Genomic DNA, 14,798 nt, shown 5'->3' on the forward strand with positions numbered 1-14,798 from the left:
GCACGATCGGGCATGTCGCCTCCTTCATGCGCGCATGGGCGCACCCCACGACGTGATCCCTGCGGCGGCGCCCGGGCGCATTGATCGCGCTCATTGAGCGGTGCCGCGCCGCGAAGGATAGCACACCGTCCGGCGGCGCGTATCGCCCCGACTTCGCCGCGATGCGGCAAGCCGGGCCCGCCCGGGATTTCCCGGACGTCCGTTGACAGAGATTAATGCGCGTGCGGCGCCGACGCGTCATGCAGCCGCCGACGCGACGGACATCCGAGGAGGACAGACATGGCCAGTTCGAAATCCACCGAGACGACGACCGGCGGAATTCCCGAGATGATGCAGCAGGTTCAGCGCGCCTTCGGATCCAGTCCGCTCGCCGCGCCGCAGATGGAGGAATTCTGGAAGGCGCAGGAACAGCTTCTCGACGAGGCGGAGGCGTTTTCGCGCCACTGGTTCGAGCGTCGCCACGTCGCCGCGCGCACCGCGATGGAGACCGCGCGCGAGCTGCGCGAGGGCGGCGCGAGCGATCCGGGCTCGGCGATGAAGGCCATGGGCGACTGGCAGGCCGAATCGGTCCAGCGCATGGTGGCCGACTGGCAGGAATGGCTTGAACTGTGCCAGCGCTGTGCCGGGCACATGTCGGCCGGCGGCATGGACGCGCAGAGCGAAAACACCGCGAGCGCGCGGAAGACCTCGGGCACCCGGAAGGCGCCGGCCTCGTCGGGGAATTCCTGACCTCCTGACGCGCGCGGTCTGCGCGGGCGGCCGCGCCTGCCTTGATCTGGGTTAAGGCGGGACGCCGGTCCCCGCAGCATCGTCGCCGCGCCTGCGCGCATCCGCGCGGCGTGGAGCGGAGGCGCCCTTGGCACGTCCCCTGGAAGACGCACATGCGCGCCCGGCCGCGGACGTGGCCGAAGAGCTGGATGTCACGCCAGAGAGGGGGCTTTCCGCCCGCGAGGCCGAAAGACGGCTCGAGGAGCACGGCGAGAACAAGCTGCGCCGGACGGAGCGCAAGAGCGTCGTCGAGATCCTCCTCCACCAGTTCCAGAGCGTCATCGTCTGGCTTCTCGCGGCGGCGGCCGTGCTGTCCTTCGCGCTTGGCGACCTGGCCGAGGGCCTCGCCATCGTGGCGGTTCTGGTCATCAACGGCTCCATCGGTTTCGTGACCGAGCTGCGCGCCGCCCGCTCGATGGAGGCGCTTCTCGACATCGCGGAGGTCCGCACCCGCGTCCGCCGCGAAGGCAAGGAGCGGCGCGTCGACGCCCGCGAGATCGTGCCCGGGGACATCGTCGTGCTGGAGGCGGGCGACGTGGTCACAGCCGATCTGCGGCTCGTCGCGTGCTCCAACCTGCAAAGCGACGAATCGGTCCTGACAGGCGAATCTGCCCCCGTCGCCAAGAGCGGCGACGCCGCCGAGGCGGAGGCGGGCGTGGGCGACCGCCCCGGCATGGTCTTCAAGGGCACCGCGATCACCCAGGGCGGGGGCGCCGGCGTGGTGGTGGCCACCGGCATGGAGACCGAGATCGGCCGGATCAGCGACCTCGCGCAGAGCGCGAAAGGCGAGGCGGCGCCGCTCGAGCGGCGCCTCGACCGGCTCGGCCACCGCCTCGTCTTCCTGACGCTGGCGCTCGCCGTCGTCGTCATCGGGATCGGCCTCCTGCGCGGCTACGAGATGGCCGCGATCGTCCAGACCGGCATGGCGCTCGCCGTGGCCGCCGTGCCCGAGGGCCTGCCGGTGGTGGCCACGCTCAGCCTCGCGCGGGGGATGCTGCGGATGTCGCGGCGCAACGCGCTCATCCGGCGGCTTTCCGCGGTCGAGACGCTGGGCGCGACGACGGTGATCCTGACCGACAAGACCGGCACGCTGACCGAGAACCGCATGACCGCGGTGCGCTACCTGCTCGTGGACGAGGACGTCGAGGTGGAGCGCAACGGCGAGACGGCGTTCACGTCCGACGACAGCGACGTCTCGCCGGAAAAGGACGACCGCCTTGCCTGGGCGCTGCGCGTGGGTGCGCTCTGTAACACCGCCTCGCTCGGCGACGGCGCGGAAGACGACGCGGGACAGTCCGGCGATCCGATGGAGATCGCCCTGCTTTCCGTGGCCGAGGCGTCCGGCGAGGGGCGGGAGGCGCTGCTCGAGCGCCACGAGACGCGCGCCGAGCATGCCTTCGATCCCGATCTGAAGATGATGGCCACGGTGCATGCCGCAAAGGAGGGCGTGATCCACGCGGTCAAGGGCGCGCCGGAGGAGGTGGTCGCCGCCTGCACGCAGGAACTGGGCCCCGACGGCCCGCGGCCGCTTGACGAGGCGGGCCGGGAGGACTGGATGTCGCGTAACGGCGCGGCGGCCCGGGACGGCCTGCGCCTTCTCGCGCTCGCCATGAAGCGGGGGGCAGGCGACGACGAGGAGCCCTACGAGGACCTCGTGCTGGTGGGGCTCGTCTGCCTGCTCGATCCGCTGCGCGAGGCGGTGACCGAGGCCATCGCGGCCAGCCGGGCGGCCGGCGTCAGGGTGGTCATGCTGACGGGCGACCATGCCGACACCGCGGAGACCATCGCGCGCGATGCGGGGCTCGGCGACGGCGAGCTCACGGTCATCCCCGGCTCGGACCTGGCCGGTTTCTCGGCCGAGGAAGCGGACGAAGAGACGCGCGAGCGTCTGCTCAGGGCGGACGTGTTCGCCCGTGTGGCGCCCGACACGAAGCTCGATCTCGTCACGCTCTACCAGGACGCGGGGCATGTCGTGGCGATGACGGGCGACGGGGTCAACGACGCGCCCGCGCTGAAGAAGGCCGACATCGGCGTCGCCATGGGGCAGCGCGGCACCGAGGTCGCGCGCGAGGCGTCGGACATGGTGCTGAAGGACGACGCCTTCGGCACGATCATCGACGCCATGCGGCAGGGGCGGGTCATCTTCGGCAATATCCGCCGCTTCGTGGTCTACCTGATGTCGTGCAACGTGAGCGAGGTGCTGGTCGTCGGACTGGCCATCGCGGCGGGGATGCCGGTGCCGCTGCTGCCGCTGCAGATCCTCTACCTCAACCTCGTCACCGATGTCTTTCCGGCCTTCGCGCTGGGCCTCGGCAAGGGGGACGAGGAGGTCATGCATCAGCCGCCGCGCGATCCCGATACCTCGATCGTGGACCGGCCGCGCTGGGTGCTGATCGCGGCGCTGGGCGCTGCGATCACTGTGGCCACGCTCGCCGCCTTCGCGCTCGCGCTCTACTGGTTGCGCCTGTCGACCGAGCAGGGCGTGACCGTGGCCTTCGTCACCCTCGCGCTGGCGCAGCTCTGGAACGTGTTCAACCTGCGCAGCCCGGCAAGCGGCTTCTTCGGCAACGTGGTCACGCGCAACCCCTATGTCTGGGGGGCGATCGCGCTTTGCCTCGGGCTCGTCGCGGTCGCGCTCTGGATGCCCGGGCTGTCGGATCTTCTGGGGCTGCCCGCGCCCGGGCCGGCGGGGCTGGGGCTCGCGCTGGGGATGAGCGTCGTGCCGCTCGCCCTGGGGCAGCTCCTGCTGACGCTCGCGAGCCCCGACTGGCTCGACCCGCACGAGTGGGAGGTGCCCGGCGGCGCGGCCGCGGCCCGTCCCGACCGATCGGACCGTTAACCGCCGTCAATGCAGGGCCCGGCCGTGTGGCGGTATCAACCCGGATGCGCCCTGCCAGGGGCAGGGGCAACGCAACGCGGAAAGGAAGACGCCATGACCATGCTCAAAGTGATCGAGGTTCTCGCCGAATCCGACAAGAGTTTCGAGGATGCGGCACAGAATGCCGTGACGCAGGCATCCGAGAGCGTCCGGAACGTGAAATCCGTCTACATCAAGGAAATGAAAGCGAGCGTCGAGAACGGCAAGATCACCAGCTACCGCGTGAACGCCAAGATCAGCTTCGCGCTCGACGGCGGGTCGGCCGACTGACGGGGTCCGGGGATCGGTGCAAACGGAACGAGGACAGCCACGATGCTCATGCTGACGAGCCCGGACTTCAACCCGGGCGAGACCATCCCGACGCGCTTCACCTGCGACGGGCAGAACGTATCGCCCGCACTGCGCTGGACGGGGGTGCCCGAGGGCACGAAGGAGCTGCTTCTGGTCTGTGACGACCCCGACGCGCCGGACGGCACCTTCCACCACTGGGCCGCCTACAACATCGCGCCGGACCGCGATTTCCTGCACGCGGGCTTCGGGCCGGAATCGGTCGAGCCGGGCTTTCGCCAGGCCGTGAACGATTTCGGAAAGCCGGGCTACGGCGGCCCGTGCCCGCCCGAGGGGGACAAGCCCCACGCCTACCATTTCAGGCTGAGCGCGCTGAGCGACAGGATCGTGTCGGCGGCGCCCGACGCGACCTGCGTCGAGGTGATGCGCCTCGCCGCGCCCTACATCATCGAGTTCACCGAGCTCGTGGGCGTCTACGGCCGCCCCTGAGGCCCGGCCGACTTGCGCGAGGTCAATGCGCACGGCGCGCCGCGGCGTGAAGCTGCCTCGCAGCGTCCGCCCGCCGCGGGGCGCGGCGCGCTTAATGCAACGGAGATCGACGAGACATGCAGACACCCCTGGAACTGACCTTCAAGCATGTGGAGCCCACCGACGAGATCAAGGCTCTCGTCCGCGAGAAGGTCGACCACCTCGAGACCTTCACCGACCAGATCACCAGTTGCCACGTCTACATTCGCGCGCCGCACGGCAGCCAGCGGCAGGGCAATCTCTACGAGGTGACGGTGGAGGCACGCGTGCCGGGCGACGAGCTCGTCGTGCATCCCCGGCAGAAGGACGCGGCCGCGCACGAGCATCTGCAGGTGGCCATCCGTGATGCCTTCGCGTCGATGGAGCGCGAGATCAAGCGCTGGAAGGACAAGATCCGCGGCGACGTGAAGGTGCATGACGGGCCCTTGCAGGGCAAGATCGTCGAGATCCACCACGACGAGGGCTATGGCCAGATCATCGCGACCGACCAGCGGCTGATCTATTTCCACCGCAACGCGGTCGTCGACGGCAGGTTCGAGGACTTGAAGCCGCGCGACACGGTGGAGCTTGTGGTGCAGACCGGCGAAAGCGAGATCGGCCCGCAGGCGAGCACTGTCCGCCCGATCGGCGCGATGGAATACGATCCCTCCGGCGGGTGATCCGGCACCGTCAGCCGCCCGGTTTCACCTCTATCCTGCGGGGCGCCGCCGCCGCCTCCGGCCTGCGCGGCACGCGCACGGTCAGCACGCCATTGGCGAAGTTCGCCTTCGCCGCGTCGGGGTCCACGCCTTCGGGAAGCCGGATGACGCGACAGAAGGCGCCGTAGCGGCGTTCGCAGAGGGCGAGTTCGCCAGCACCGTCGCGCGCATCGACCTCCTCGCGCTTTTCGCCGGAAATGGTCAGGGTGGTGTCGGAGACCTGAACGTCGATGTCCTTCATGTGCAGCCCGGGCAGTTCCGCGGTGACGCGGACCTCCTCGTCCGACGCGACCATCTCCACGGGAGGCACGTGCGCCGCGGCGCCGTCCGGCATCGCGGCGCCCAGCCGGCGGCGCAGCGGGCCGAAGGCGCTGCCCGCGTGAATGTCCTCGAAAAGCGCGTCGATCTCGTCGCGAAGCTTCCAGAGCGGCGCGAGGCCGCGCGCGGCGATCGAGCGGCGCGCCTCTTCGGTCTCGGCGTCGGGGGCGGTTTCGGGCATGTCCGTCATGGTCGGTCGGTCCTCGCTGTGGCGGGCGATGCGGTCAATATCGCCCGGCGTCAGGATGGCGGGCTTGCCTTCGGGCGGCATTGTCGGCGATCAACGCAGGCGACGCTTTTGCGCCAGATCAATGAGGCGCCGCATTGCCGGGCCTATCCACGGTGAACGGGGCGCATGCGCCCGCAACGAGAAGGGGCCCTGAATGCGTGCGCTTTTGATCCCGATATTGCTGATGGCCGCCGCGGGCGCGGCGCGGGCCGAGACGGTCGAGGTCGCCCGCGTGACGGTGACGGAGTGGAAGCCGATCTACGGCGAGGTCGCCACCCGCGACCGGGTGCCTGCCCGCGCGCGCATCGGCGGCACCGTGCGCATGCTCGACGTGTCCGAGGGCGACCGCGTCGAGGCGGGCCAGCGCATCGCGGTGATCGAGGACGACAAGCTCGAGTTCCGGATCGACGCGCTCGATGCCCGGCTCGAGGCGCTGCGCGCCCGCCTCGCCACCGCGCGCACCGACCTGCAGCGGGGCGAACAGTTGATCGAGCGCGGCGTGATCACCACCCAGCGGCTCGACCAGCTTCGCACCGAGGTGGAGGTGCTGCGCGGAGAGATCTCCAGCGTCGAATCCGAACGCCTCGTGGTGGAACAGCAGATCGAGGAGGGCGAGGTTCTGGCCCCCGAGGCCGGCGTGGTTCTCAGGGTGCCCATCGCGCGCGGCTCGGTCGTCACGCCCGGCGAGGCGCTGGCCGAGATCGGCGGCGGCGGCGCATTCCTGCGCCTGGCCGTGCCCGAACGCCATGCCGAAAGCCTGGCCGAGGGCGACAGCATCGAGATCGGCGGCGCGGATGCGTCGCGCCAGGGCGCGCTGGTGAAGCTTTACCCCCTGATCGAGGGCGGACGGGTGCAGGCCGACGTGGAGGTGGAGGGGCTCGACGCCCGTTTCGTCGGCCGGCGCGTGCCCGTGCGCCTGCCGGTGGGCACGCGCGCGGCGATCCTCGTGCCGCCCGGCGCGCTCGAGCGTACCGGCGGGCTCGATTTCGTGACGGTCGAGACGGGCGACGGCCCGCTCCGCCGGGTGGTGGTTCCCGGCGCGCAGGTCACCCATGACGGCCGGACATGGCGCGAGATCCTGAGCGGCCTCGCCGCCGGCGAGACGCTGGTGATCGAGAATGAGTGAGCGGCAGGGCCGGGACGAGTACACCCCCTCCGCGCCGGAGGGGCCGGGCCTTGCGGGCCGCCTGACGCGCGCCTTCATCGCCTCGCCGCTGACGCCGCTTCTGCTGCTGGCCTCGCTCGCGGTGGGGCTCATCGCGCTGGTCAGCCTGCCGCGCGAGGAGGAGCCGCAGATCTCCGTGCCGCTCGTGGACATCCACGTCCGCGCCGACGGGCTGCGGGCCGAGGACGCGGTGAAGCTCGTGACCGAGCCGCTCGAGACCATCGTCAAGGGCATCGACGAGGTCGAGCACGTCTATTCCGACACCCGCGACGACCGGGTCATGGTGACCGCGCGCTTCGTCGTGGGCGTCTCCGCCGACATCGCGATCCTGCGCGTGCGCGACAAGATCCTCGCCAACCTGGACCGCATCCCCGTGGGCATCCCCGAGCCCCTGGTCGTCGGGCGGGGCATCAACGACGTGCCCATCGTCTCGCTCACCTTCTCGCCCGCGGCTGGGCAGGGCGGGATCACCGCCGCGGACCTGACGCGGATCGCCCGCGAGGTGGAGGTGCGCCTCGCCCGGATCGAGGATCTGGGCCTCACCTTCCTGATCGGCGCGACGGAAGAGGCGCTGCGCGTGGCGCCCGACCCCGCGCGGCTGGCGCTTCACGGCATCACGCTTCAGCAGCTCGCCGCGAAGGTGCAGGGCGCCAACGCCGCCGCGCCCGTGGGCCGGCTGCGTGACGAGGGCGGGCAGATCGAGCTCGTGATCGGCGAGACGCTGTCCAGCCCCGCCGAGATCGGCAATCTGGAGCTGACCGCGCGCGACGGGCGCACCGTCTACGTGCGCGACGTGGCCGATGTGGCCTTCGTCTCGGATCTCGACGAGCATCACGTGGCCACCCTGGCGCGCGGACCCGATGGCGAGGTTGCCCGCGCGCCCGCGGTCACGCTCGCGCTCGCGAAGCGCGCTGGGGCCAACGCCGTGACCGTGGCCGAGCAGATCCTGCACCGGGTGGAGGAGATGCAGGGCCACGTCATCCCCGAGAGCGTCGAGATCGAGGTCACCCGCGACTACGGCGAGACCGCGAACGAGAAGGCCAACGAATTGCTCTTCCACCTTTCGCTCGCGACGATCTCGATCGTGATCCTCGTCTTCCTCGCGATCGGCTGGCGCGAGGCGGTGGTGGTCGCGGTCGTCATTCCGGTAACGATCCTGCTCACGCTCTTCGCGGCCTATTTCATGGGCTACACGCTCAACCGGGTCTCTCTTTTCGCGCTGATCTTCTCCATCGGCATCCTGGTGGACGACGCCATCGTCGTGATCGAGAACATCGCGCGGCACTGGGGCATGAAGCGGCAGTCGATGTCGCGGCTGGACGCGGCGGTGGCCGCCGTGGCCGAGGTCGGAAACCCCACCATCGTGGCCACCCTGACGGTTGTGGTGGCGCTGCTGCCCATGCTCTTCGTCTCGGGGCTGATGGGCCCCTACATGAGCCCGATCCCCGCCGTCGCCTCGGCCGCGATGATCTTTTCCTTCTTCGTGGCGGTGATGATCACGCCCTGGCTCATGCTCAAGGTCGCGGGGCGCGCGCCGATGGGTCACGACGGCGAGGGCGAAGGCTTCCCCGGCGGGCGGCTCGGCCGCTTCTACGCGGCGATGGCGCGGCCCGTGCTGGCGCGCAAGGGCGGATCGGCGCTCTTCCTGCTGATCGTCGCGGCGTTCTCCTTCGGCTCGCTCGCGCTCTTCTACACCAAGGACGTGACGGTGAAGCTTCTGCCCTTCGACAACAAGTCGGAGCTTTCCATCGTCGTGGACCTGCCCGAGGGCGCGAGCGTGGAGGCGACGGACGCCGTGGCCGAGGCGGCCGCCCGGATCGCGCTCGACCTGCCCGAGGTGATCTCGGCCCAGACCCATGCCGGAACCGCCGCGCCCTTCAACTTCAACGGGCTCGTGCGCCACTACTACCTGCGCCAGACGCCCGAGCTTGGCGAGGTGCAGGTCAACCTGGAGGCCAAGCACCACCGCGACCGCGTCAGCCACGAGATCGCGCTCGACCTGCGAGAGCGCCTGCGCGCGCTCGACACGCCCGAGGGCACGGTGCTCAAGGTCGTGGAGCCGCCCCCCGGCCCGCCGGTGATCGCCACGCTTCTGGCCGAGATCTACGGGCCCGACGCCGAGACACGGCGCGAGGTGGCCGGCAAGGTGCGCGCCGCCTTCGAGGAGGTGCCCTTCGTAGTGGACGTGGACGACAGCCAGGGCGCGCGCGCGCGGCGCCTGCGCGCGGAACTCCAGCCCTCGGACATGGATTTCTTCCGCGTGGCCGAGCGCGACGCGCTGGAGACGCTACGCCTGCTGAACGGCGAGACAACGGTGGGGTATTCGCACCGGGGCGAGGGGCGCCGGCCCATCCCCATCGTCGTGGCGCGCGACCGCTCCCGGCGGGTGATGGACGCCGAGGCGCTCTCCACCCCCGTTCCGGCCAACGCGCTGCCCGGCGGGCGCGGCGTGGTCGAGCTCGGCGACGTGGTGGAGATCGTGGAGGAGGAAACCTCTTTCCCGGTCTTCCGCCACAACGGCTACGACGTGATCATGGTGACCGGCGAGCTTGCCGGGGATTTCGAGGCGCCGCTCTACGGGATGCTCGAGGTGGCCGACCGCCTCGACGCGATGGACTGGCCCGAGGGCGCCAAGCCCGTGGTGAAGCTGCACGGTCAGCCGGAAAGCACCGAGGCGCCGGTGCTGCTCTGGGATGGCGAATGGGAGGTCACCTGGGTCACCTTCCGCGACATGGGCGCGGCCTTCGCGGTGGCGCTTCTGGGCATCTACATCCTCGTCGTGGCGCAGTTCGGCAGCTTCCGCCTGCCGCTGGTGATCCTGACGCCGGTGCCGCTCACCTTCCTCGGCATCATGCTCGGCCACTGGCTCTTCGCCGCGCCCTTCTCGGCCACATCGATGATCGGCTTCATCGCGCTCGCGGGCATCATCGTGCGCAACTCGATCCTGCTCGTGGACTTCATCCGCCACGCCGATCCCGAGCGGCGGGTGACCATCGACATCCTGATCGAGGCCGGGGCCACGCGGTTCAAGCCGATCCTTCTCACCGCCATCGCGGCGATGATCGGGGCGAGCGTGATCCTCTTCGACCCGATCTTCCAGGGCCTCGCCATCTCGCTGCTCTTCGGGCTGGCCTCGTCCACGGCTTTCACGGTGCTGGTGATCCCCGCGATCTACCGCCTCGCCAAGACCTGAGACCGGCGCCCCGGCTCAGGGCCCCGCCGCGGCCGGGTTCCGGGCCAGGAGCGCCGCCGCCACGCCCACCGCGATCGCCTGCGGGTGCTTGCCGAGGCTGGGCTCGCCGATCGGGCAGCGGATGCGCGCCACGGCCTCCGGCGCATGCCCCGCCGCCTCCAGCCGCTTGCGGAACCGCGCCCATTTCGTCGCCGACCCGATGAGCCCGCAGCCCGCGAAGCCGCGCCGCAAAAGCGCGTCGCAGAGCGCGAGGTCGATGTCGTGGCTATAGGTCATGACGTAGTGCCAGGCGCCTTCGGGCGCATGCGCGGTAAGCCGCGGCAGGTCCGCGGCCGGCACCGCCGCCACGCCCTCGGGCGGCGGATCCGGCAGGCGCTCCGGCCCGGTGTCCGCCAGCGTGACCGACAGCCCCGGCAGGGGTGCGAGCGCGCCGGCGAGGGCGCGGCCCACATGCCCCGCCCCCCAGATCCAGACGGGCAGGCCGGGGGGCGAGACCTCCTCGGCGAACCAGCCCGCCGCCCAGCCCGGCCCGGCGGGCGGGTCCGCGCCCGGCGCCGCCCCGGGTAGCGCCCGCGCCCAGAGCCCCGCCTCGGGGATCTGGGCCAGCCGCGCCGCGTCGAAGCACTCGGTCACCAGCCGCACCGCGCCGCCGCAGCACTGGCCGAGATCGGGGCCGAGCGGCACCTGCCGCGCCTCGTCGCGCATCTGCGAAAGGCAGACCCGCGCCCGCGCCGCCGCCGCATGCTCGAGCGCGCCGCCGCCGATGCTGCCCGCCTGGCCGCCGGCCCAGACCAGCATCGCGGCGCCGGCCGCGCGCGGGGCGGAGCCGCGCGCCTCGGCCACCACGACCCGCGCGAGGCGCCCCTCCCGCGCGACGGCGACGGCGAGGGCCGCGCGGTCAAGCGCCATGGCGCGCCCGCTCCACAGCCGCAAGCACCCGCTCCGGCGTCGCCGGTGCGTCGAGGGCGGGGTAATGGGGCCCGCAGGCCGCCGCCGCGTCCGAAAGCGCCATCAGCACCGAGATGCCCAGCATGAGCGGCGGCTCGCCCACGGCCTTGGAGCGGTGCACCGTCTCGGCCCGGTTGTCGCCTTCCCGGAGCGCCACGTTGAAGACGCGCGGCCGGTCCGCGAAGGCCGGGATCTTGTAGGTCGAGGGCGCGTGGGTCCTGAGCCGCCCGGCCTCGTCCCAGACCAGCTCCTCGCTGGTGAGCCAGCCTGCTCCCTGCACGAAACCGCCCTCGATCTGGCCGATGTCGAGGGCCGGGTTCAGGCTGCGCCCCGCATCGTGGAGGATGTCGGCGCGCAGGATCCTGTATTCGCCAGTCAGCGTGTCCAGCGCCACCTCGCTCGCCGCGACGCCGTAGGCGAAGTAGTAGAACGGGCGCCCCTCGCCCTTCAGCCGGTCCCAGGAGATGTCGGGCGTGCGGTAGAAGCCCGTGGCCGAAAGGCTCACCCGGCCCTCCCACGCGGCCCGCGCCGCCTCGGCGAAGCTGTAGCTCTCGCCGCCCACCTCCACGCGGCCCGCGCGGAAACGCACCGCCTCGGGCCGCGCCTGGTGGCGCTCGGCCAGGAAGGCGGCCATGCGCCCCGCGATCTCCTCGCAGGCGAGCTTGACCGCCATGCCGTTCAGGTCCGATCCGGAGGAGGCGGCGGTGGCGGAGGTGTTGGGCACCTTGGCGGTATCGGTCGCGGTGATCCGCACCGCCTCGGGCGGCAGGCCGAAGACCTCCGCCGCGACCTGCGCCACCTTCTGGAAGAGCCCCTGGCCCATCTCCGTGCCGCCGTGATTGAGCGCGACGGAGCCGTCCTGGTAGACATGCACGAGCGCGCCGGCCTGGTTCAGATGGGTCAGCGTGAAGGAAATCCCGAACTTCACCGGGGTGAGGGCGAGCCCCCGCTTGATCACGTCGTTTCCGGCGTTCCAGGCCGCCACCGCCGCCCGCCGCGCCGCGTAACCGCTCGTCTCCATCAGCTCCTCGGTCATGCCCCCGAGGACGAAATCCTCCACCACCTGGCCATAGGGCGTGACGCGGCGCGCCTGCGGATCCTTCTTCTTGGGCGAAATACTCTCGGGGGGTGAGGCGGCGAAGCCGCCGAGGGGGGCGGACAGCCCCCCGCCCCCGGTTTCCGCTTCGGCATAGTAGTTGATCCGGCGCACCTCCGCCGGATCGCGCCCCACGCGATGGGCCACGTGGTCGATCACCCGCTCGATGCCGAGCATCCCCTGCGGGCCGCCGAAGCCCCGGAAGGCGGTGGCGGACTGGGTGTTCGTGCGCAGCCGGTGGCTCTCGATCCGCATGGCGGGCAGCCAGTAGGCATTGTCGGCATGGAGCATCGCCCGGTCGGCCACCGGCAGCGACAGATCCTGTGCCCAGCCGCAGCGCACGAGATGGACGAAATCGACGGCGAGAAGCCGCCCCTCCGCGTCGTGGCCCGCGCGGTAGAGCACGCGGAAATCGTGGCGCTTGCCGGTGATGGTGAAGTCGTCGTCCCGGTCGTAACGCATCTTGCAGGGACGCCCGGTGGCCCGCGCCGCCACGGCACAGGCCACGGCGAGGGCGTTGCCCTGGCTTTCCTTGCCGCCGAAGCCGCCGCCCATGCGCCGCACCTCGACCCGCACGGCGTGCATCGGCAGCCCGAGCGCGTCGGCCACCTTGTGCTGGATCTCCGTCGGGTGCTGGGAGGAGGCGTGCACCACCATGTCGCCGCCCTCCTGGGGCAGGGCGAGCGCGGCCTGCCCCTCGAGGTAGAAATGCTCCTGCCCGCCGATCTCGATCGCGCCTCCCGTCACCGTCGGCGCGGCGGCGAGCGCGGCTGCCACGTCGCCGCGCCCATAGACGCGCGGGCCCTCCTCGAAACGCGCGTCCGCCGCGAGGGCCGCGTCGAGGGTGAGCACGGGCGGCTCCTCGTCGATCGCGATGCGGCCCATCCGGGCCGCCTTGCGCGCGGCGAGATGGCTCCTCGCGGCGACGAGGAAGACGGGCTGGCCCAGGTAATGGACGCGCCCCTCGGCCAGGAGCGGCTCGTCATGGGCCGAGGGCGAGACGTCGTTGGCGAAGGGCAGGTCCGCCGCCGTCAGCACCGCCGCCACGCCCGGCGCGGCGCGCACCGCGTCTAGCTCGAGCGCCCGGATCGCCCCCCGCGCGGCCGGCGAGAGGCCGAAGGCGAGATGCAGGCAATCGGCCGGGACAGGGATGTCGTCCACGTAGCGCGCGCTGCCGTCCACGTGGCGGCCCGCGGCGTCGTGGGGGAGCGGCCGCGCAACGCTCACGGCGCCACCTCCAGCACATGGGCCGGCCGGCCGGCATGGGCGTGCACCGCGCGAAGCAGAAGGTTCCGTGCGACGGCGAGGCGGTAACCGGCGCTCGCGCGCATGTCGGAGATCGGCTGGAAATCCTCGGCCCAGGCCGCGTCGGCGGCGGCGACGCCCGCCTCGGTGAAGGGCTGGCCGAGGAGCGCGGCCTCCACGGCGCGCGCCCGCTTCGGGACGCCCGCCATGCCGCCGAAGGCGATCCGGGCCGCCGCGACGCGCCCGTCCTCCAGCGCGAGGTCGAAGGCGCCGCAGAGCGCCGAGATGTCCTGGTCGAAGCGTTTAGAGACCTTCCAGGCGAAAAGCCGGTCGGGCTGGCGCGGGATCGAGACCGCTTCCACGAACTCTCCGGGCGCGCGGTCCTGCCGGGCGTAGTCGAGGAAGAAGTCCTCGAGCGGCAGGCTCCGCCGGGCCGCGCCCTTGCGCAGATGCAACGTGGCGCCGAGCGCGATGAGGGGCGGCGGCCCGTCGCCGATGGGCGAGCCGTTGGCGATGTTGCCGCCGATGGTGGCGGCCGCGCGCACCTGCTCGGAGCCGTAGCGGCGCAGGATCTCGGCGAAGGCCGGGTGGCGGGGCTCCATCGCCGTGCGGAGCCGCTCGATGGTGACGCCCGCGCCGATGCGGATCTCCGTCTCCGTCTCCTCGATCCGCTGCAGGTCACGGCAGCGGTGGAGGAAGGCGACGGGGCCCAGATCGCGGAGCTGTTTCGTCACCCAAAGCCCCACATCCGTCGCCCCGGCGACGAGCGTGGCCTCGGGGTGGGCGGCATACCAGTCGGCGAGCGCGTCGGCGCTTTCCGGCAGGACGCAGGCAGGGGGGCTGTCCGCCCCCCTCGGCGGCTTCGCCGCCTCACCCCCCGAGAGTATTTCGCCCAAGAAGAAGGGCGGGTCGGCGTCGACCGCGGCGCTGTCCTCGGCGAGCCAGGCGGGGCGGGGCGAATCCTCGATCGCGCGGGCGGCGCGCAGGATCGGCGCGTAGCCGGTGCAGCGGCAGAGATTGCCGGCGAGCTGGTCGTCGTGGTCGGTGCGCCCGCGGGCGTGCGCGGCGGCCATGGCGACCACGAAGCCCGGCGTGCAGAAGCCGCACTGGCTGCCGTGATGCGCCACCATCGCCGTCTGGGCGGGGTGGGGCGCACCGTCCGGCCCGGAGAGGCCCTCCACCGTGCGCACGGCCTTGCCGTGGAGCTGGGGCAGGAAGAGGATGCAGGCGTTGAGGGCCCTCGGGCCGGTCGCGGCGTCGGTCACCATGACGGTACAAGCGCCGCAGTCGCCCTCGTTGCAGCCCTCCTTCGTTCCGGTCAGGCCACGGCGACGCAGCCAGTCGAGGAGCGTCTCGGTCGCATGGGCCTCGGTCTCCACGGGGGTGCCGTTGAGCAGGAAGGCTGTTCGCATGTCGGTCAAGTCGCCGCGTTACCCTTGGGCCG

The 14,798-nt window shown here is 71.7% G+C and carries 11 protein-coding genes; 7 read left to right on the forward strand and 4 right to left on the reverse strand.

Features of this window, described 5'->3' with window-relative positions; translation table 11 throughout:
• Positions 1–279 precede the first annotated feature (279 nt).
• The 5 genes from AB6A69_RS01915 to AB6A69_RS01935 all read left to right on the forward strand — a co-directional run bounded on the left by AB6A69_RS01915 (position 280) and on the right by AB6A69_RS01935 (position 5,121).
• The gene (locus AB6A69_RS01915) at positions 280–729 is read left to right on the forward strand and encodes a hypothetical protein (RefSeq protein WP_371059426.1); all 450 of its coding nucleotides are present in this window, start codon (positions 280–282) and stop codon (positions 727–729) included.
• Between the two features lie 127 nt (positions 730–856).
• A complete protein-coding gene (locus tag AB6A69_RS01920; protein ID WP_371059427.1) occupies positions 857–3,607 on the forward strand; it encodes a cation-translocating P-type ATPase in 2,751 nt (916 codons plus the stop codon).
• A gap of 93 nt (positions 3,608–3,700) precedes the next feature.
• Entirely contained in the window at positions 3,701–3,916 is a 216-nt protein-coding gene (locus tag AB6A69_RS01925) for a dodecin family protein (RefSeq protein ID WP_371059428.1), read from the forward strand.
• A 42-nt stretch (positions 3,917–3,958) separates the two neighbouring features.
• Entirely contained in the window at positions 3,959–4,423 is a 465-nt protein-coding gene (locus AB6A69_RS01930; protein ID WP_371059429.1) for a YbhB/YbcL family Raf kinase inhibitor-like protein, read from the forward strand.
• 116 nt (positions 4,424–4,539) lie between these two features.
• Entirely contained in the window at positions 4,540–5,121 is a 582-nt protein-coding gene (locus tag AB6A69_RS01935; protein WP_371059431.1) for an HPF/RaiA family ribosome-associated protein, read from the forward strand.
• A gap of 10 nt (positions 5,122–5,131) precedes the next feature.
• Here AB6A69_RS01935 and AB6A69_RS01940 read toward each other — a convergent pair whose 3' ends face one another.
• Positions 5,132–5,749 (reverse strand): Hsp20/alpha crystallin family protein, encoded by a 618-nt coding sequence (locus AB6A69_RS01940; protein ID WP_371059432.1) that lies wholly within the window; start codon positions 5,747–5,749, stop codon positions 5,132–5,134.
• A 112-nt stretch (positions 5,750–5,861) separates the two neighbouring features.
• Between AB6A69_RS01940 and AB6A69_RS01945 the strand changes: the two genes are divergently transcribed.
• Complete coding sequence (locus AB6A69_RS01945) at positions 5,862–6,833, forward strand: efflux RND transporter periplasmic adaptor subunit (protein WP_371059434.1); 972 nt, start codon at positions 5,862–5,864, stop codon at positions 6,831–6,833.
• A complete protein-coding gene (locus AB6A69_RS01950; RefSeq protein ID WP_371059435.1) occupies positions 6,826–10,065 on the forward strand; it encodes an efflux RND transporter permease subunit in 3,240 nt (1,079 codons plus the stop codon). The genes AB6A69_RS01945 and AB6A69_RS01950 overlap by 8 nt, the downstream gene beginning before the upstream one ends.
• A gap of 15 nt (positions 10,066–10,080) precedes the next feature.
• Here AB6A69_RS01950 and xdhC read toward each other — a convergent pair whose 3' ends face one another.
• From xdhC to xdhA, 3 genes are read right to left on the reverse strand one after another with little or no spacing between them, the layout of a single operon-like run.
• Positions 10,081–10,974, reverse strand: a complete 894-nt coding sequence (xdhC, locus tag AB6A69_RS01955; RefSeq protein ID WP_371059436.1) for a xanthine dehydrogenase accessory protein XdhC — start codon at positions 10,972–10,974, stop codon at positions 10,081–10,083.
• Positions 10,964–13,336, reverse strand: a complete 2,373-nt coding sequence (gene xdhB, locus AB6A69_RS01960; protein ID WP_371059437.1) for a xanthine dehydrogenase molybdopterin binding subunit — start codon at positions 13,334–13,336, stop codon at positions 10,964–10,966. The genes xdhC and xdhB overlap by 11 nt, the downstream gene beginning before the upstream one ends.
• Positions 13,333–14,766, reverse strand: coding sequence for a xanthine dehydrogenase small subunit (xdhA, locus tag AB6A69_RS01965; RefSeq protein WP_371059439.1), 1,434 nt, complete (start codon positions 14,764–14,766; stop codon positions 13,333–13,335). The genes xdhB and xdhA overlap by 4 nt, the downstream gene beginning before the upstream one ends.
• Positions 14,767–14,798 lie beyond the last annotated feature (32 nt).

It is taken from the genome of Rhodosalinus sp. 5P4 (genome assembly GCF_041365695.1).
In the GTDB taxonomy this organism is placed as follows: Bacteria; Pseudomonadota; Alphaproteobacteria; order Rhodobacterales; family Rhodobacteraceae; genus Rhodosalinus.